Raw genomic sequence first — 16137 nt, 5'->3', positions numbered from 1 at the left:
CCGGTCGTCGACGAGAACCGATGACCGGCATGTGACCAGAAAGGCGCGGCTCGGGCGATGCATGCCCGAACCGCGCCTTTTCTTGTCTTTCGATACCGGCTTTCGTGCAACGCTGTCGGCTGCGGCCGGCAGCGGAACGGCGACGGCTCGATGTCAGCGGATGCGGTAACGATGCCCCCGCTGCGTGATGAAGAACCCCATGCGCCGCATCTTGCGCGTCAATGAGTAGAGCGTGCCGTCCATGATGTCACGCTGCTCGAAGATGCCCGTGCCGCAGACCTTCTCCAGCAGCTCGTCGAAGCTGAGGAATTCGCCGTTCGCCCGGATCAGCGTCTCCAGTGTCGTGTATTCGCGCGCAGACAGCGCCAGCGGCTGCTTGCCGCTGCGATAGAACGCCTGCCGATTGCGCGTGTCGAGCATGAGGTCGCCGTGGATGAGCGTGGTCTCGTCCGCGGCTCCGCCGGATTCCAGCGCGCGCACGTAAGACAGCAGTTCGGCGTCCGAGAACGGCTTGACGATCGTTTCATCCGCGTGAATGGACGGGACGCTGGAAGCGCCGTCCAGAGACGATGGTGGCGCGGCCGGCCGGGCGGCCTGCCCGTCGGCCTTGTCCCGGCCTGTTTTGCGGATCGTCGGCAACGGGGTCTGCCGTCTGACCTGCGGCGTGTCGTCCGGGTTCGCCTTCGGCGTGCGCGGGGGAGTGGAAAGCAGCAGCGTGCGCGGCCGCACGGCCGTGCCGGTGCCGTCGCCGGCCTTGCCGTCCATGAGCCGGGACAGGCTCCGTCTGGTCTCATCCAACAGATCATGCGCAGACAGGTCGTCGATGATGACCAGATCCATTGGTGTGCCGTGCGGCCATGCGCCGGCGAGCGAATCGACATCCGACGCGGCAGACACCGTGTGCCGGGCGGATTCCAGCGTGCCTTTCACCGCGGAAGCCAACGCCGGATCGCTGGTCACGAAAAGAATGTCCATTGCGCCTCCTGCCTATGTAGCTACTCCCCACTGTAGCCCGTCGCCGTGTGTTCGGGTGACCGGTCGTCACAATATGGGGCGCCGGGGGGGGGCGAGGAGGACACCCGCTCGGGCCCCGTCCGGCCCTCGCCGCGTTTCCCGTGCTTCCCTTTTCTGCGGTTCTCTTCTCCTTCCTGAGGATGAATGCCGCCCGTCGTGGCCGAAGCGCTCGTCGTCCATATCGGTCTCATGGCGGATGGCCCGGCGGCCTGCGACTCGGCTACAGTGAAACCAACAGGGGAGGAGCAGACGATATGGGATTCTTCGAGAGCTTTTCGGCGCCGTTCATGATGTCGGTGGCGTTATGGCCGCTGGTGTCGTTCATCGTGACCGTGCCCGTGCTGGCCATGCTGTACCACCGGGACAACCGGCTCGGCTTCGGTGCGGCGCTGTCGGAGTACGCGACGGTGCTGTATCTGATCGGCCTGCTGTGCTTCACGCTGTATCCGATGCCGGACGATCCCGCAGCGTACTGCGCCACCCACCATCTGCATCCGCAGCTCAATCCGCTGCAGTTCATCGGTGATATCCGCGCCGACGGGCTGACGGCGATCCTGCAGATCGTGATGAACGTGGTGTTCTTCGTCCCTCTCGGCTTCATCATGAAACGGGTGTTCCGCTGGAAATTCGCGGTCGCCCTGCCGGTCGGCTTTCTCGCGTCGCTGCTTGTCGAGACGATGCAGCTGACGGGGGTGATGGGTGTGTTTCCTTGCTCGTATCGTCTGTTTGACGTGGACGATCTGATATGGAACACGTCGGGCGCCGTGATCGGATACGGTTGCGCCATGCTGTTCGACCGGCTGTTTCCGCCGCGGCGCACGGATATGCAGACGGTCACCCGGCCGGGGTTCGTGCGTCGTTTCGTGGCATTCCTCATCGACATGGGACTGGTCGTGGTGTGCGCGACCCCTGTGGGCGTCGCCGCGATGGTGCTGGTCACGATGGTTTCGGGCCGTCCTGGCGCCGACGTGCAGCGGATGCGGCTGCTCGGCCCGCTCGGGTTTGGGGACATCGCGATGCTGGTTATGCTGGTGCTGTTCGAATGGGTGATTCCGTGGTTCAGACAAGGCCGCACTCTCGGCGGCAGCTACACGCATATGACCTGCGAGACCACGCCGAGGAGCGGCGCTCGCCGCGTGGCGTTCTATACGGCGCGGTTCACCGCGATATGCTGCGTGGTGTTCTGCGGGCGCGTGCCGTGGGCGGGCGCGGTGATATTGGTCATGGGCGTGTTCTGGCTGGTCCGCAGACAGATGCCGTACGACTTGATCTGACGTCGCTCGCCGCGTCGTCGGTCCAGCTTTCCGGGACAATGGAATCATGAGCAACAACATACTTGTTATCACCAGCAACCCCGAAAAGGACAGCATGACGGATGCCGTGGGTGCGGCATTCGCGGCGGGCGCCGTCGAGCGCGGCGCGTCGGCGGACGTGCTGGACCTGTACGATGAAGGATTCAATCCCGTGTATTCTGCGGCCGACCGGGCCCATTATCTCGGCCATGCCCCGATGCCCGAGGACGTCGTGCCTATCCAGCGCCGGCTCGCTCAGGCGGATGTAATCGCCTTGGTGTTCCCGATCTACTGGTATACGATGCCGGCGATGGTCAAGGGACTGTTCGACCGCGTGATCTGCCGCGGGTTCGCCTATCATCCGGACGGCACCCCCGGCGCGCTCGCGGACAAGACGGTGCGGGTCATCATGCTGACCGGCGGCTCGCGGCAATGGTATGAGTCCGATGGCATCGGCGAGTCATTGGACAATCAGATCTGCCGGCAGACCTTCGCCAAGTACTGCGGGGTGAAGGACGTCGAGCTGGTGTACGTCGACAACCTGTCCATGGGCGACGATTCGTCCGACAAGCGTAAGGCCGCCGCGGCCCAACTCGAAGGCATCCGTCAACTGGGCGCCAGCCTGGCGTGACGCCCATAAGCCATCACCGCCGAACGAGCCGGCGGCCGATATATGGTGCCGCTCGACCCGCGGTGGCTCTCACACGCGCATGTTCGGGAAATGCAGGCGCATGAAGTCGTCATCGAAAGCCGCCTGATATGCTGCGCGAACCAGTTGTCGAACACCACGCCGTTGGCGCGCTGCCCGTACAGGAAGATCGCGGGCGGCGTGACCACGGAGTCGATGAGAATCCACGCCAGCAGTATGGTCGCGAGCCGCGTGTGCCACGTGTCGTCGATGAGATGCACGAGCCACAGGACGAGCGGCAGGATGAAACGGACGATCAGATAGCACAACAGCCCCCAGAACAGCATGAACGGGACGGTGGTGCGCCCGCCGATATTCAGCGGCTCGTTCGCATAGTTCCATGACCGGCTGCCCAGCAGATACTGTTGGATCAGACTCATCGCGAACTCCAGCATGCCGCCGGCGAGACCGCCGACCAGCACGACCTTCCACCCCAGGTCGATACGGCGCAGCGCGATGACGATGGCCAACGCGGAGACCGTACACGTAGTTGAAGGGGGTGAGGATCGATCCGTTGCGGTACTCGAACATGCCTTTGTCCTGGTATGCCCAGATGATCTTGTGCACGGTGCCGATCAGACCTGCGAGCGCGTAGACGAACACACAATCCGCCCAGTCGCGAGGGCGGGGCTACCTGCCCAAGAGCTTCGCGTCCATCGACCGCAAGACCGGCAAGCCGAAGACGGCGAACATCGTGCTCGCCATCGCGGCCGAGCTCGTCATCATCGGATTGCAGGTGCTGTCGTTCTCCCCGGCCGCGCTCAAACCCGCATCATGGGTGATCGTGGTGGTGTGGATCGTGCTGGGACTGGCGTTGCGCCTGATGAGCCTGCGCTCCCGGCGCGAGTGGCGCATCGCCGTCGCCGCCCGCAAGCCGCAGGTAATCGCGGTCGTGGGATTTGCGTCGGGGTACGAACCGGCTGATGACGGAAACGCCCTTGCCGCGGTTCTTCACATAGATGAACCCGATGACGGAGAACACGACCGCGCCGATGAAATTGACGATGAGATCCTCCATCGTGTCGATCAGGCCGATGTCAAGATAGCCGCCAAGGCCGAGGTCGCGCCCATTGACCGCCACCTGTGTGATGTCGTTGATATGAATGGCGTGATTGGCGTGGGCCGGATCGAGCATCACCGAGCTGATCGAATGCACGACGGCGTCCTTCTGCATGTCGAATCCGAACAGCATGTCCATCGAGAATTCGAAGAACTCCCAGACCACGCCGATCGTCATCGAGAAGCAGAACGACACAATCGCCAGGTACAGCGGCGACAGCTCGAACTTCACACGGTCCGAACGGTTGAGCAGGTCGACCAGCGAAAAGCCGATGGCGGCCGCGAGGAAGCCGTTCATCGTGTGCAGCACCGTGTCCCAGAACGGGAAGATCTCATAGAACGAGCTGATCTCGCCCAGGATCTCAGCCGCGAACACGAACACCAATACGATGACCTCAAGCGCGGACGGCAGTTCGATGCGGAACCGTACTTGGACGAATGCGGGCGCCAGTAGCAACAGCAACGTCAGGATGCACAGGAACACGGCCTCATAGTCGCCGTTGAAGAATTCCAGCACCGCGACAGCGATCACCAGCACGCGCAACACAACATACACCGCGAACGAGCTTTTGTGCTCCCGGATCTCCATGCCTATGGCGGCTTCCATGGTCTTCCAGCGTGCGCGCAACGGCGGTTTGTTCTTCGATTCGCCCATCGCTCCAGTCTATCGGCGACGGGCTGCGCCCGGTGGCGGGCGGCGTGTCGGTGCTCATCGAGCAGCTGGACATACCGTGGCCTGCGGGCATGGGCGGCATGGAAGAATGCGCTGGTGAACAGTCGCAGGATGGTTCTGCTCGAACCGTAATTGAGCGGCGAACGGATCCAGCCGTGCAGGCCTACCGTGGACCACTGGTCGAGTAGCCAGAACTCGCCGAGATCACGGGGGATCATGTCGAACGGCGTGGCGCATCGGGCCTTGTCCTCCCAAGAGAGCACGACCTTGTACATCAGATGGGCGTTGACGCGCACGTCGATCGGCACGTCCCTGTCGACGCACGTGATGCGCAGCGGCCCGTAGCGGTAGACATGCCGTGATCCAGGATCGCGGTGTCGGAACAAGAACGACATGGACGGCTCTCCCTGTGATGCATTGTATCGGACGGCAGACCGTCGAACAGACGCTGTCGCTGTTCGGCTCCAGCGTCGTGCAATACGCTATTTTCTGGTACCTGGTCTTGCGGTCGAACTCCGGCATGGTCATGACCGTAGCGATGGTCGCCGCCGCCCTGCTGCAGGCAATCGTCTCCGTGTTCGGGGGTGTCTGGGCTGACAGATGGAACCGCAAACTGTCGGTCATGCTTCCCGATGCCGTCATCGCGGCCGTGACCATATGCCTGTCGGCAAGTATGGCCGTCGGCTGGGGTGATACCGGGCTGATTCTTGTCGTTCTGGTCATACGTTCGGCAGGCGGCGGAATCCAGACCCCGGCCGTGCAATCGTTCATCCCGCAGATCGTTCCGGAGGCGTGGTTGCTGCGCGTCAACGCGGTTAACGGCACGTTGCAGACGGCGATCAGCATCGCCTCTCCTGCAATCGCCGCAGCCCTCGTCAACCTGATGCCATTGTGGATGATCATGCTCGTCGACGTGTCCACGGCGATTGTCGGCATAGGCTTCGTCGCGCTGATTCGTTTGGATGATGCCCGTCTTCGTCGTCCGGGGGAGAGCTCGGATGACGCCCTGCGCACCACATCGATTTCGGTTTCGTCGTGCTCTCCAATTCCGCTGACAGGCTTGCCGCGCCCATGTACACGCTCATGCAAAAGGAGAGCGACGTGTCCCGCAGGGGCGGGTATTGCTGACCTCGGTCTCGGCATTCGGAGTGCCTGCGGGCATGCTCGTGTTCGGCCCGCTCGCCGATGTGGTCGATGTACGTCTGCTGTTCGTGGTCGGCGGTCTGATGACCGTTCCGATCGGTGCCTATGTGATGAGATCCGCGCGGCGAAATCGGGTCGCTGAGTGAGTGACTGACGGGGTTCATCGTGCGACACGCCCGAATTGTGTAGCAGGACTGTCTTACATGTTCTGCGGGAATGACGGAACAAGGCCGTTTTCCGGGATGCGTGCTCGCAGTTCTGCTACGCAATTCGGGCGTGTCGCGCAGCGTCTCGCTTTGCCGGGCTCGCCGGCGATGTGCGAATGAGCTGCACGCACGGGTTGACTGTGCGCGCTGTCCGTGAGATGGAACCAGGCGTCTTATACCAGCCGGGCGGCGGGTGCGGATGTTATGACAGCGGCCGGAATCAGGCCAGCGTCGCCGTGATGGTGAGATCTCCGGTCTCGGTGCCGGCCCACACGCCGTCCGTGCGGTTCCAGCGCATGCCGTTCGCGCGCAACGAATCGATGCCGTAGCGCCGTGCATGGACCACCAGCCAGGCCGTCGCTTGGCGGCATAGCCTTTTCCCGTTTTCGGTGTCGGTTCCGGCCGACATTGTGAACGTCAGTGTCTTGGACGTGGTCTTGCCCGAGCCGTCATTGGCCGCGGAATTGTCGGCGGCCTTGTCGCCGCCGTCGTCCTGCGTCTTCGAGGAAGGCTCCAGACTCGACGGCGGCGATACCATGACGGTCGGGAATTCGTTGCGGAAATCACTGGTCAGACCATCCATGTCCGCGTCCGAAGGCTGCGCCGGCTCCAGCGCGCACGCAACACCCGCGCCGGTCTCGCCGGTCAGACCCGCCGCCCATGTCCGCGCAAGATTGGTCCAGTCGGCGTACCTATCCGGATATTGCGAACGCTGCACCGACTGCGCCGCGTCCTCGACGGGGACGGACTGCCAGTTCGGCACCTTGACCAGCTCGTCGTAGAACCTGTTCGCCGCATACGTCTCGTCCATCAGCTGCTCTTTCGCGCCCCACCCCTGACTGGGACGCTGCTGGAACAATCCCACGGAATCCCGGTCGCCGTAGCTCAGGTTCATCAGCCGCGTCTCCTGCATCGCCGTGGCGATGGCGACGGTCGCGGCATGATCGGGCAGGCCCCGTTTGACTGCCGCTCTCGTGATGATTTCGGCGTTCAATGCCTGTTCAACGGACAGCATTTCCTTGTTGTCGCCGGAAGACAGCGTCGCGGAGCAGTAGGCGTCCGACGCCCGGCGTGGTTCAGGGCCGGAAGCGGGCCATACGAAGCGCATCAGTCGTGGAATCGAGGCGAACAAGGCGATGGCCGCGCACAGCATCACCGCGACGATGATCACGGTCCGTCGCATGCCGTGACGCGGCCGTTCCCGACGCGCAACGGGTCGTGCGTGCCATGTCGGCGACAGCTCATGCCGGATCGGCGGTTGCCCATCACGAGGCGAGACTGATCGCGTTCGCCGTGTCGTTCGTCGTCCGGCCATCTGCTCACCTCCAGAGTCGTTTCCGCGCAGTGTATCTGTTTTGCGTGTCGTTACGTGTCTATCGTGCCATATGATGCTGCGATGCCATGGCATCCCGCAGGATGATTTGTGCGTGGCGTGGCGAGAAGCATGTTCCGTGGCTGCCGCGTGTCTGCCTGCCGTGGCCGTTTGCCGTGCCCGTTGCCATGGCCGTCGTGTCTTCCGCCGTTTCGGCCATCCCGCGAAGCGCCCCATCATCCGCCCAAAGTCCCATTTGCTCCGCCCGAGATGGGACTTTGGGCGGATGATATCGGATAACAAGCGGATAGAATGCTGCTGTCATGTGGCTTATGCTGCGCGTACAGTGGCAGGTATGTTGGATCACATCACATTGCATGTGCGGGACGTCGGACGCAGCATCGCTTTCTACGAGCATGCGCTCGCGCCACTCGGCTACATCGTCAAGGCCCACCACGAGCCCACGTTGGGTTTCGGCGTGGATGACGGGACGCCGCACTCCGACTTCTACGTGTCCCCGCTGGATGATGCCGCGCTCGCGCCGCCGCCCACGCATATCGCGTTCCTCGCCCCGAACCGTGAGGCCGTGCGGGGTTTCCATGCCGCGGCGCTCGCCGTCGGCGGCCGAGACAACGGCACTCCGGGACCGCGCCCGTATCATCCGGGGTACTATTCCGCATTCGTGCTGGATCCGGACGGCAACAACATCGAGGCCGTCGTCGACTGGGCGGGATGGTTCGAAAACCATCGCTGACAGGCGGTGCGAACGATTGTTGTACGACTGTACAACAGCGTCGGGCTGATGCTGGTACGTTCGTACATCAGGTGTTTCGGATATCTTCGACGGTCCCGAGCCTGATCGGCAGGTATCCATGCCGATCGGCGGCACACCGCATGACCGACCATACGCCTGCGCGACAGGATGACGGCCATCCACCCGTGGTACGCGCCGGTCGTGCGTTGGATGACAATCGGCTGCATGCCGGACGCGAACCGGGCCGTAAACGTCTGCGACATCAACGGGCAGCAGAACCACCAGACGAGAATCAGCATCGACCATTCCGCCAGATGGCGGTCGCGGCTCAGCCACAACCACAGCCATGAGAAGTTCGTGAACCCATAACTTACGCTCATCCACAGCAGCACCCAGAACATGCTGCCGCCGCTGATCGAACGTGAATGCGTCAGCAGATTGAACGCGCCATAGCCCACGGCGAAATACACGCCGCCCATCACCAGCCCGACCAGCAGCGTCATGTATTTGCGGCGCCACACCAGCAACGCCGCGAAACCAATCAGAAACGCCACATCCAGCCAGATGTACGTCGGCATGAACTCCCGCCGCGCGATGACGTCCGACACGTCCATGACCCCCTCCGTTGGCTTTCGCCGAATGTTCCTGTGCTCAGGGTATATGCCCACCGTTGGTCGGGCCGGTGTAAGATGACGGATTGGTTGGGCCGGCTGGGCCGGTGAAAATGGCGGAGTCGGCTTGGGCTGTCGACGATGAGTCGCGGTTTCCGTGCGTTTGCGTTCCTAAGTGCGCGCCGAACCGGCAAGTGCGCGCACATAGCAACGCAAATGGCCCTGTTTGCGTTCCTAAGTGCGCGCGGTCGTCGTTTCGGCGCGCACTTAAGGACGCAAACGCCTGTTGCGTTCGTCTACACGCGGCTCCGTCGTCCGCCGCGGCTCAGCCTGTCGGCGGAGGCTGCCCGTGCCGGCCGTGCGCTCAACCGTATCGGGGAAGAAGCGCCGATCTGCGGCAGAACTAGAACAGCCGCATGGGCTCCTCGCGGTTGATTGGACGGATCAGGCTCGGCCCGTCGCCCTCCGGCGGAGCGACCTCATGGAAATGCAGCCGCGCGGACAGCTCGGCACCGGCCTTGCGCATCGGCGCGAGCAGACGGGCGCCGTCGATTGAAGGATCCAGCCACTCGGACGTCATACCGGCCGGCACCAGCAGCGGCATACGGTCATGCACCGTCGCCGGCCCATCCACCGCAGGGCACGTGAGAATCGTCGCCGTCAGCTGCCATAGGGATGCCGCGGAAGGCCGCCGCCACGAATACAGCCCGGCCATCGCAAGCGCCGTCGATTCCATTTCCGGGCTAAAATAGAACGGGCGCCGCCCCTTCCACTCGTAATACCCCGACGCCGGAATGATCGTGCGCCGGGAGCGGGTCGATTCCGCGAAGGTGGATTTGACGTGAGCGGATTCCACTCGCGCGTTGTAGGTGGGGTAGGGCAGGGTCTTGCCAGAACTCCAGCTGGGAATCAGCGACCAGTATGCGCCGGTCAGGTGTCGATGCCCGTCTTTGCCCTGCGCGATGACGGCGATGTTCTGCGTTGGGGTGATGTTGTACGAGGGGCGGGGGAGAACGTCGCCGCGCACGTCTTCCTTGGCCACCGAGAATTGCGCCGCGATGGCGTCCCAATCCAGGTCGAGCGCGAATCTTTTACACATTCGTCCAGTCTATGATAAGAATCTGTGCACCGAGAATGTCTAATTGCGACCGCCACACACGTCGCGGGGAAGATGCAAACGGGGCTGAATGAGGAGGATTATGCCTATTGCCTGGCATGAGGGCGGTGTCCATGTTCCTTCTGCTGCGGGCAATAGCGCTGCGTCGGCCTGTTCGGTAGCTTGATTTCGGCTCGGAAGGTGCCGGGTGCGGGCCTGCTGACGGCGAGCGTGGCCTGCATGGCGTCGGTGCATGCCTTGGCGATGGACAGGCCGAGTCCGTGCCCGGGCCTGTTGGCCATGCGGGTGTCGTCGCCGCGGTGGAACGGCTGGATCAGGTCCTCTGCGTCCGCGGCGTTTTCTGGAGGTCTGGTGGTGTTATCGATGGTGATGATGGTGTGGTTTTCGCCGGCTTGGACGGTGCAGGTTATGGCATGGGGCTGCGGAGCACCTTCTCCGAGACGCGGGTTCGGAGCATGGCCTTGACCCTTCGGTACCCGTACCCGCCCTCGGAGGCGGCGAACGCCCCGGCCGCCCGGCGCGATGCCGGGCAAGCATGTCATCGAGCCGAGCGAACACGCCGGCCTCAACCGGTCGATCAACAGGGTCTTCTCCCTGTCCGACAGGCGCCGCAGGCCGGCGCCCGCGCCGAACAGTTCGGCGGCCCGCTTCCGCCGCATGCCGCCCGGCAACGGACATATGATATCCTTTCGCCCAGTCTCCAAGAAAACGTCCGCACCCTGGTACCCGGGTGGGCTAGTATGGCGGAAACGAAAGGGCGAGAATGCGGTTGACGGAAGTGTGGCGGGCGGATCCGGAGCGGACGTTTGAGCTGTTCTCTGAGTTTCCGGCGGACGAGAACGGGTTCGAGAACCAGGCGGCCGGCATGGACCGCGAGCGGTTCGCCGTGTATGTGCATGAGCTTGAAGAACAATCGCGTGGCATCGGTCTGCAGCCTGGCTGGGTGCCGAGCAGCAAGTACGTTCTCATCAATGATGAGGGTGCGTATGTGGGAATCTTCAATTTGCGGCATCGCCTGAACGACAATCTGCGTGTCGGAGCCGGGCATATAGGCTATGGCATCGCCCCTCAATATCGCGGCCGTGGATATGCCACAGTCGGCTTGCGGCTCACGCTCGACAAGGCGCGTGAGCTCGGCATTGACGAGGCGTACCTGAGCGTTCATAAGGACAACCGGGCGAGTCTTGCGGTGCAGCAGCATTGCGGGGCTCGCATCGATCACGAGGATGGGCTGGAATACTATACGCGCATCAGCACGGCACCCGAACCAGGGAACCTGCCCAAGGCGGAATTCATGTTCCCCGGACCTGAACGTGACCGTCTGGTAGGGCTCATTCTTGCCGGAACGAAGACCGCGACCGCCGCATTGATGATTGAATACGAAGAGGATGACGAACCGCTGCCGCAGGTCGGCGAACGCTCGGCACTGGTGGATTCCAGTGAACGGCCGGTGGCCATACTCGTCACCACCGCGGTTGATGTTATTCCGCTTGGGAAGATCACCGACCGGCACGCCATCGATGAGGGCGAGGGCGACACCACGGCTGCCGCATGGAGGCATACCCACGAGTCCTTCTGGAACGCGCCGGAATACCGCAACGAGTTCGCTGACCCGGATTTTTCGCTGAACGATGACTCTCTTGTGGTGTTCGAGCATTTCAAGGTCGTGCGACTGTTGGACTCAATGGCAAACAAGACGGCAGACGGCTATGAACAGCAAGTATGAGGTGATCAGGCAATTTGTCGCCGCGCATGGCGGTCGCGCCGAGCTCATCGAGCATGAGACGGCGATCGAAGATTCATATCATACGCTCGCCATCGATCCGCGACTCGTCGTCGAATGCAACGCCATCGCCGGCTGTTTCAACGGCGAGGATTTCGTCAAGCCGCTGTGATTTAAGAACCGAAGCTGATGTCCAGCTGCTCAATCACCTTACAGTCAGTCCGGGCCTGCTGTTTTCGACGATAATGGTATGGGTGGGTGAAACGAAAGGAACGGTAGCTGATGACTCCGATTGAATTGTCGACCCGACGCCGGGTCACAGGACTGACCTCGGATGAGTTCGCCAGGCTGTTCGTCTCATTGCAGCGTGAAGTGGAAGGCGAGGCTGCGCGTTGGAGCGCGACGGACGTCGAAGCCTGGGAGTTGGTCGGCCCGCCGGTGACCGCCGAACAGCATCTCATCGATACGTTCGCGATGGCCAATGAATTCGTGGCGACGCTGGCGGATCGTTTGTATCACACGATCATGCCCGTCACGGAGGGGTCGGTCATCACCGCATACGTCGATGACCTCACGTTCTGGGGAGCGCACCCGGACCTAGGCGGAGTGCCGTGCGCATTATGGAACATCGCCGCGTTGCAAGCAGCCGAATGGGTGCGCAAGGAGACCGGCACCATCTGCGAACTGCGTGCACGCGAACCGTTGGTGTGATGGCCGGGTTCGTGCCTCGGCGCTTGTGCGGCAGCGTGGCCTCGGTGACGCACAAGCGCAGGAGACTGTCATGGTCACGGTGGTCTAGAATGTCGCCGAACTTGCTGATGCGTGGTGTGCTCTCTCCTTTGCCTCATGGCGTATGAGGAAGTTCTCGACCAACGCGATCATCGTGTCCTTCTCGGCGGGCGCGGATAGCGCGATCATCAGCGCCATTGCCGTCAAGGCGTTACCTTCCACGAGCAGGGCGTCGTCGTCGCCCTTGGGAGGCATTGCCCGTGTCATAGTCATTGAGCAGCTCGAGACTCGGCAGATAGCGTTCCAGAATCTCGGCAGTACCGGCAATCTATCAATATGCTCAAACATTTGTTCGATGGCGTGTCGGCAGTATGTTTCGGCGGCATCGCTCGCATCGATAGGCGACGCGTTGCAACAGTTCGACTCGCGACAAATACAGGTGACGGGCGCACGATTGACATGATGGGTGGCAAGGCGTGATCAGAACGTAGTTCTCGAATCTCATCCAAGCCGTCACGGCTATCGCACTTTTCGAAGGCTCAGCACGAAGCCGGCCGCGCACGGGGCCATGACGATGGATATGGCAAATGCCGCCGTAAAGGTGCCGGTCACGGTCTTGACCGCCGAGGTGATGGAGGGCCCCACCGCCTGGCCGAGCGTGGTGGCCAGGTTGAGGATGCCGAGATCCTTGCCGGCCTCCTCCTTTCATTGCCGACATCGATCTCTCAGACCGCGGTGGCCCGCAAACGGCGTCCGTTTCTGGGACTGAGACGGCCCGAGTGGTACGCATGATGGAAACTGAGTCGGGAATCGGCATGCTGACGGTCAATTACGTCGTAATGGAATGGCTGAGCTTAGGCGGATATGAGACCTTGCGATGGGAGGACGGACGGACCATGATCGCCGCAGACCGCACGTTGCTGGAGCAGGCCAGAGAGCTGCAGGCACTGGCCCAGACCGGATTGGCGTACTGCAAGGATCCCCTCGATCGGGAGCGTTACGAGCGCATCCGCGCGATAGCGGTCGACATGCTCGCCATGCAGGCCGACGTGCCGGCAGAAGAGATGCGCCGGCCGCTCGGCGCCGGATACCCGACGCCGAAACTCGATACTCGCGCGGCCATCGCGACCCCGACTGGGTGACGCTGTTCGAGTGAATCCCATCACTGTGCGCGGGTATTGTCACGCTGAGACCTGAATGAGGAGCGCATGGCCACACCAGCGCGAAAATGACCCAGATCGGCATTGTGTGGCAACGGTTCTGCCACACAATGCGATGTTTTCCTTAACATTCGCTGGTGTGGCCAGCGTTGATTTATCGGAACCGCCATTTTGCAACGTTTTGTCATTCGCCGTCATTCGCCGTTATTCCGCCGCGTGCCACACCACGTCATATTCGGGTGAAAATGGCCTGGTGTGGCACAGTCCGCATGATCTGATTGTCGGTCATGCCGGGAGGGGAATGATATTTGTTCGGTGTTCTCGTCCCGGATCGGGGGAGAACGGCGAAATCTTTCGACTCGTCGCGTGTCACGTCTTGCGGTTGACGCCGCGTAAAGATCTATCCTGTTGGCAGCGTCGCGGCCGCTGAGCGATGGGTGCGGCTGGATGCGGAGGAGCGCAGTCGGCTCTCACGGATTCGCGAAAGCCGACTGAGGCAGTCGCAGGATTCCATGCTCGCCGATGCCGAGCAATGGAGGCGGTTGTTCGATACGGGAGTCACGTCGGATTCGCCGGAAGTGCAACGGCTGGCCGCGCAGATTATGGACAAGAACATCAAGGCCGCCAAGGCCCAAGTGCCGCAGGATGCGGAATAACAGGCCGCCATGCCGTTGTCAGACACGCTCGGCGTCGTCCGCTCTGCTCTGTGCGGCGACCCACGCTTTGCCGATCCGTGTGGAGCGGCGCTGTACGGCAGCAAGGCGTGCGCAGACTTCGCCAACGAGGCCACTCGCATTCACGTTCAGCGTCTTGCGCAGCAGCTTGAACGACAGCTGGACCAGCGGCCGGCTAGTAGTTGATCATTTCGAGTTCCGGCCCCATATCCTCGGTCTGGGTCAGTCCGGTCTCGTGGAATCCGATGTGTCGGTAGAATCCCTGAGCGTTGGTGTTGAAACCGACGACCCACAAGACGAGCCGGTCGTTGCCGACTGCCTGCCGTCCGGCTTCGACCAGAGCGCGGCCGACTCCGTGGCGATGCTCGGATTCCAACACGTACAATGACGCCAGTTCCGCGGCCTCGGGCCGATTGATCGGGGGCCGCGGAGTGCGCAGCAGTTCGATGAATCCGACCACACGGTCGTCAGCCAACGCGATCAGCACAACCTGGTTGGGGTCGGCGGCGTGGCCACGGGTCAGCTTGAGTGCGAATGCCGGGGTGATCGCATCCACGATGTCCTGCGGGATATGCCCCTGATTGAGCTCGCGCCATGTACGCGATTGGACTTCGGCCTTCTGCATGAACCACTGCGGCTCGATGGGAACAATGCGGGTCGTCATGTCTTGCATTATATGCCGTTGCCGCAGAGACGCCCGTTCGTGAATCAGGCGATCATCCTCGCCATCTGCCGGTGTTCGGCATCGCGCCATTCGCCCGCGGTGATGATGCGGTAGACGCAGTCATAGTGACGGTCGATGAGCGGGAAATAATCCTGTTTCGACTCGGCGACGACGTGCAGGCCGCACTTGGCCTGAACTCGCCCGGATTGCGTGTTCTCGGCGAAGTGGCCGCCCCATACCGCGTCCTTGCGCAGCGTGTCGAAGGCGTAGCCGAGCACGGCGGTCAATGCTTCGGGCATGTATCCCTTGCCCCAGAACGGCCGGCCGATCCAGTATCCGAGTTCCAGCGCGCTGTCGCCAAGGTACTTGCCGTAGCGTTTGGTGAGTTCAGGATCGGCGGCAACGGCGTCGGCGGTGCGGTGGCTGACGGGCTTGAGCGCGATGCTGCCCACAGGCGCGTTGCTGTTCGGCGCGCCGCCCTTGATGGTAATGGCCCAGTTGTTTTCGACCGCGAGGATATTGCGTATGTCATGCATGCTGCCTTCGACGCTGGTGTGTGGCGGCCAGCCGCATCTCAGCCCGATTTCCGGATCGCTGGCATACCGGAACAGCGATGCCGCCTCAGCCGCGTCATCGACCTTCCAAGGGCGCAGCAGCAGTCGTTCGGTCTCGATGGTGTCCATGGCGATTCCTCTCGTTCGTTTGCCCGTCGGGTACGGGCAAGGATAACACCTAACACCGTATCAGGGGGGGCGGGTCGTGCGGCAGGATGCCAAAACTCGCAGATAGGGGGCCTTTCCCACCGAAAACGGTCGTATCTCCAAGTTTTGGCATCCCGTTGCGTTATGTACGCTTGACATCCCGCGGGCGCAAGCCAATCATGGGACGCATGGGCATCGCAATCAAACGGATATATGAGTCGCCGGAGGCTCCGGACGGGTATCGCGTGCTGGTTGACCGTCTGTGGCCTCGCGGCATGACGAAGGAGCGCGCGGCATTGGACCTGTGGATGAAGGACGTCGCCCCCTCTCCCCAGCTGCGCAAGTGGTTCGGGCACGATCCCGCCAGATTCGCGGAATTTCGCGCCCAATACATCACGGAGCTCGATGCCAACGCTGCTGCCGAGGAACTGCTGCGCATCTGCGCGGAGTATCCCGACGTGACCTTGCTGTACGCCGCCAAGGACCCTCAGGTCAATCATGCCCTGGTGCTGCGCGATTATCTTGAGGATGCGACTGCGGCGAAATGAAAACGGCGCCGACCCGCCACGACAGCCGGGAACCATCGCCGGGAAACGATACGAATGAAGGGACAACAC

General features: G+C 62.4%; 20 protein-coding genes and 2 pseudogenes. 10 read left to right on the top strand and 12 right to left on the bottom strand.

Translation table 11 applies throughout. The features are described from left to right. Positions 1-153 precede the first annotated feature (153 nt). Positions 154-975, bottom strand: coding sequence for a winged-helix domain-containing protein (locus MMB49_RS05510; RefSeq protein WP_047272304.1), 822 nt, complete (start codon positions 973-975; stop codon positions 154-156). Positions 976-1268: 293 nt separating this feature from the next. Between MMB49_RS05510 and MMB49_RS05505 the strand changes: the two genes are divergently transcribed. Then, positions 1269-2288, top strand: a complete 1020-nt coding sequence (locus tag MMB49_RS05505) for a VanZ family protein (protein WP_047272302.1) — start codon at positions 1269-1271, stop codon at positions 2286-2288. A 46-nt stretch (positions 2289-2334) separates the two neighbouring features. Next, on the top strand, positions 2335-2937 hold the full coding sequence (locus MMB49_RS05500; protein ID WP_003813432.1) for an NAD(P)H-dependent oxidoreductase: 603 nt from the start codon (positions 2335-2337) through the stop codon (positions 2935-2937). Here the strand turns inward: MMB49_RS05500 and MMB49_RS05495 are convergent. From MMB49_RS05495 to MMB49_RS05485, 3 genes are all read right to left on the bottom strand, one after another. Next, the gene (locus MMB49_RS05495; protein WP_047272301.1) at positions 2913-3464 is read right to left on the bottom strand and encodes a putative ABC transporter permease; all 552 of its coding nucleotides are present in this window, start codon (positions 3462-3464) and stop codon (positions 2913-2915) included. The two genes, MMB49_RS05500 and MMB49_RS05495, sit on opposite strands and share 25 nt — an antisense overlap. A gap of 302 nt (positions 3465-3766) precedes the next feature. Continuing rightward, the gene (locus tag MMB49_RS05490) at positions 3767-4660 is read right to left on the bottom strand and encodes a hypothetical protein (RefSeq protein ID WP_047272299.1); all 894 of its coding nucleotides are present in this window, start codon (positions 4658-4660) and stop codon (positions 3767-3769) included. Next, a complete protein-coding gene (locus tag MMB49_RS05485) occupies positions 4645-5121 on the bottom strand; it encodes a hypothetical protein (protein WP_047297685.1) in 477 nt (158 codons plus the stop codon). The genes MMB49_RS05490 and MMB49_RS05485 overlap by 16 nt, the downstream gene beginning before the upstream one ends. 17 nt (positions 5122-5138) lie before the next feature. On the opposite strand from MMB49_RS05485, the gene MMB49_RS05480 reads away from it, so the two are divergent. Continuing rightward, positions 5139-6011, top strand: coding sequence for an MFS transporter (locus tag MMB49_RS05480; RefSeq protein ID WP_229940982.1), 873 nt, complete (start codon positions 5139-5141; stop codon positions 6009-6011). Between the two features lie 284 nt (positions 6012-6295). Here MMB49_RS05480 and MMB49_RS05475 read toward each other — a convergent pair whose 3' ends face one another. Next, positions 6296-7258 carry a hypothetical protein gene (locus tag MMB49_RS05475; RefSeq protein ID WP_047272297.1) on the bottom strand — a complete coding sequence of 321 codons (963 nt, stop codon included), beginning with the start codon at positions 7256-7258 and terminating at the stop codon, positions 6296-6298. 484 nt (positions 7259-7742) lie between these two features. On the opposite strand from MMB49_RS05475, the gene MMB49_RS05470 reads away from it, so the two are divergent. Continuing rightward, entirely contained in the window at positions 7743-8141 is a 399-nt protein-coding gene (locus tag MMB49_RS05470; RefSeq protein ID WP_041775380.1) for a VOC family protein, read from the top strand. Here the strand turns inward: MMB49_RS05470 and MMB49_RS05465 are convergent. The 3 genes from MMB49_RS05465 to MMB49_RS05455 form a co-directional block, all read right to left on the bottom strand. Further along, a complete protein-coding gene (locus MMB49_RS05465; RefSeq protein ID WP_003821602.1) occupies positions 8057-8755 on the bottom strand; it encodes a hypothetical protein in 699 nt (232 codons plus the stop codon). The genes MMB49_RS05470 and MMB49_RS05465 overlap by 85 nt on opposite strands. A gap of 400 nt (positions 8756-9155) precedes the next feature. After that, positions 9156-9851: an SOS response-associated peptidase gene (locus MMB49_RS05460; RefSeq protein WP_047272296.1), complete on the bottom strand. Its 696-nt coding sequence runs from the start codon at positions 9849-9851 to the stop codon at positions 9156-9158. A 104-nt stretch (positions 9852-9955) separates the two neighbouring features. Then, positions 9956-10528, bottom strand: a complete 573-nt coding sequence (locus MMB49_RS05455) for an ATP-binding protein (RefSeq protein ID WP_229940966.1) — start codon at positions 10526-10528, stop codon at positions 9956-9958. A 104-nt stretch (positions 10529-10632) separates the two neighbouring features. Here MMB49_RS05455 and MMB49_RS05450 point away from each other — a divergent pair, with 104 nt between their 5' ends. The 3 genes from MMB49_RS05450 (at position 10633) to MMB49_RS05440 (ending at position 12303) form a co-directional block, all read left to right on the top strand. After that, the gene (locus tag MMB49_RS05450; RefSeq protein ID WP_080829344.1) at positions 10633-11595 is read left to right on the top strand and encodes a GNAT family N-acetyltransferase; all 963 of its coding nucleotides are present in this window, start codon (positions 10633-10635) and stop codon (positions 11593-11595) included. Beyond that, positions 11579-11764 (top strand): hypothetical protein, encoded by a 186-nt coding sequence (locus MMB49_RS05445; protein ID WP_003820255.1) that lies wholly within the window; start codon positions 11579-11581, stop codon positions 11762-11764. The genes MMB49_RS05450 and MMB49_RS05445 overlap by 17 nt, the downstream gene beginning before the upstream one ends. A gap of 110 nt (positions 11765-11874) precedes the next feature. After that, positions 11875-12303, top strand: a complete 429-nt coding sequence (locus tag MMB49_RS05440; RefSeq protein WP_047272292.1) for a hypothetical protein — start codon at positions 11875-11877, stop codon at positions 12301-12303. A gap of 84 nt (positions 12304-12387) precedes the next feature. Here MMB49_RS05440 and MMB49_RS05435 read toward each other — a convergent pair whose 3' ends face one another. Together MMB49_RS05435 and MMB49_RS09660 are read right to left on the bottom strand one after the other, a co-directional pair. After that, positions 12388-12588, bottom strand: coding sequence for a hypothetical protein (locus MMB49_RS05435; RefSeq protein WP_229940967.1), 201 nt, complete (start codon positions 12586-12588; stop codon positions 12388-12390). Beyond that, positions 12575-12649, bottom strand: a pseudogene (locus MMB49_RS09660) (virulence protein); the annotation flags it as partial. The gene MMB49_RS05435 and the pseudogene MMB49_RS09660, both read right to left, overlap by 14 nt. A gap of 568 nt (positions 12650-13217) precedes the next feature. Here MMB49_RS09660 and MMB49_RS05430 point away from each other — a divergent pair. Both MMB49_RS05430 and MMB49_RS05425 read left to right on the top strand, forming a co-directional pair. Then, positions 13218-13460 (top strand): annotated as a pseudogene (locus MMB49_RS05430) (NUDIX hydrolase N-terminal domain-containing protein); the annotation flags it as partial. A 533-nt stretch (positions 13461-13993) separates the two neighbouring features. Next, positions 13994-14137 (top strand): hypothetical protein, encoded by a 144-nt coding sequence (locus MMB49_RS05425; RefSeq protein ID WP_229940969.1) that lies wholly within the window; start codon positions 13994-13996, stop codon positions 14135-14137. A gap of 193 nt (positions 14138-14330) precedes the next feature. Here the strand turns inward: MMB49_RS05425 and MMB49_RS05420 are convergent, their stop codons facing one another. Together MMB49_RS05420 and MMB49_RS05415 are read right to left on the bottom strand one after the other, a co-directional pair. Next, on the bottom strand, positions 14331-14828 hold the full coding sequence (locus MMB49_RS05420) for a GNAT family N-acetyltransferase (RefSeq protein WP_014760290.1): 498 nt from the start codon (positions 14826-14828) through the stop codon (positions 14331-14333). Between the two features lie 35 nt (positions 14829-14863). Next, positions 14864-15502 carry a GNAT family N-acetyltransferase gene (locus MMB49_RS05415; protein ID WP_047272289.1) on the bottom strand — a complete coding sequence of 213 codons (639 nt, stop codon included), beginning with the start codon at positions 15500-15502 and terminating at the stop codon, positions 14864-14866. 206 nt (positions 15503-15708) lie between these two features. Here MMB49_RS05415 and MMB49_RS05410 point away from each other — a divergent pair, with 206 nt between their 5' ends. Further along, positions 15709-16068: a DUF488 domain-containing protein gene (locus tag MMB49_RS05410; RefSeq protein WP_047272287.1), complete on the top strand. Its 360-nt coding sequence runs from the start codon at positions 15709-15711 to the stop codon at positions 16066-16068. Positions 16069-16137: the final 69 nt, after the last annotated feature.

The sequence above is a fragment of the Bifidobacterium sp. SKU genome, from assembly GCF_026016405.1.
GTDB classification, from domain to species: Bacteria; Actinomycetota; Actinomycetes; order Actinomycetales; family Bifidobacteriaceae; genus Bifidobacterium; species Bifidobacterium bifidum.
Note: the sequence above shows the minus strand (reverse complement) of the source record. Positions and strands in the feature narration are given on the sequence as shown.

Excerpts from the sequence above, each read along its gene's own strand:
- MMB49_RS05485 (WP_047297685.1), bottom strand. The coding sequence starts at position 5,121 with ATGTCGTTCTTGTTCCGACACCGCGATCCTGGATCACGGCATGTCTAC.
- MMB49_RS05465 (WP_003821602.1), bottom strand. The coding sequence starts at position 8,755 with ATGGACGTGTCGGACGTCATCGCGCGGCGGGAGTTCATGCCGACGTAC.
- MMB49_RS05410 (WP_047272287.1), top strand. The coding sequence starts at position 15,709 with ATGGGCATCGCAATCAAACGGATATATGAGTCGCCGGAGGCTCCGGAC.
- MMB49_RS05415 (WP_047272289.1), bottom strand. The coding sequence starts at position 15,502 with ATGGACACCATCGAGACCGAACGACTGCTGCTGCGCCCTTGGAAGGTC.
- MMB49_RS05435 (WP_229940967.1), bottom strand. The coding sequence starts at position 12,588 with ATGACACGGGCAATGCCTCCCAAGGGCGACGACGACGCCCTGCTCGTG.
- MMB49_RS05420 (WP_014760290.1), bottom strand. The coding sequence starts at position 14,828 with ATGCAAGACATGACGACCCGCATTGTTCCCATCGAGCCGCAGTGGTTC.
- MMB49_RS05455 (WP_229940966.1), bottom strand. The coding sequence starts at position 10,528 with ATGCGGCGGAAGCGGGCCGCCGAACTGTTCGGCGCGGGCGCCGGCCTG.
- MMB49_RS05480 (WP_229940982.1), top strand. The coding sequence starts at position 5,139 with ATGCATTGTATCGGACGGCAGACCGTCGAACAGACGCTGTCGCTGTTC.
- MMB49_RS05440 (WP_047272292.1), top strand. The coding sequence starts at position 11,875 with ATGACTCCGATTGAATTGTCGACCCGACGCCGGGTCACAGGACTGACC.
- MMB49_RS05490 (WP_047272299.1), bottom strand. The coding sequence starts at position 4,660 with ATGGAAGCCGCCATAGGCATGGAGATCCGGGAGCACAAAAGCTCGTTC.
- MMB49_RS05425 (WP_229940969.1), top strand. The coding sequence starts at position 13,994 with ATGCTCGCCGATGCCGAGCAATGGAGGCGGTTGTTCGATACGGGAGTC.
- MMB49_RS05450 (WP_080829344.1), top strand. The coding sequence starts at position 10,633 with ATGCGGTTGACGGAAGTGTGGCGGGCGGATCCGGAGCGGACGTTTGAG.
- MMB49_RS05475 (WP_047272297.1), bottom strand. The coding sequence starts at position 7,258 with ATGCGACGGACCGTGATCATCGTCGCGGTGATGCTGTGCGCGGCCATC.
- MMB49_RS05470 (WP_041775380.1), top strand. The coding sequence starts at position 7,743 with ATGTTGGATCACATCACATTGCATGTGCGGGACGTCGGACGCAGCATC.
- MMB49_RS05505 (WP_047272302.1), top strand. The coding sequence starts at position 1,269 with ATGGGATTCTTCGAGAGCTTTTCGGCGCCGTTCATGATGTCGGTGGCG.
- MMB49_RS05500 (WP_003813432.1), top strand. The coding sequence starts at position 2,335 with ATGAGCAACAACATACTTGTTATCACCAGCAACCCCGAAAAGGACAGC.
- MMB49_RS05460 (WP_047272296.1), bottom strand. The coding sequence starts at position 9,851 with ATGTGTAAAAGATTCGCGCTCGACCTGGATTGGGACGCCATCGCGGCG.
- MMB49_RS05510 (WP_047272304.1), bottom strand. The coding sequence starts at position 975 with ATGGACATTCTTTTCGTGACCAGCGATCCGGCGTTGGCTTCCGCGGTG.
- MMB49_RS05445 (WP_003820255.1), top strand. The coding sequence starts at position 11,579 with ATGAACAGCAAGTATGAGGTGATCAGGCAATTTGTCGCCGCGCATGGC.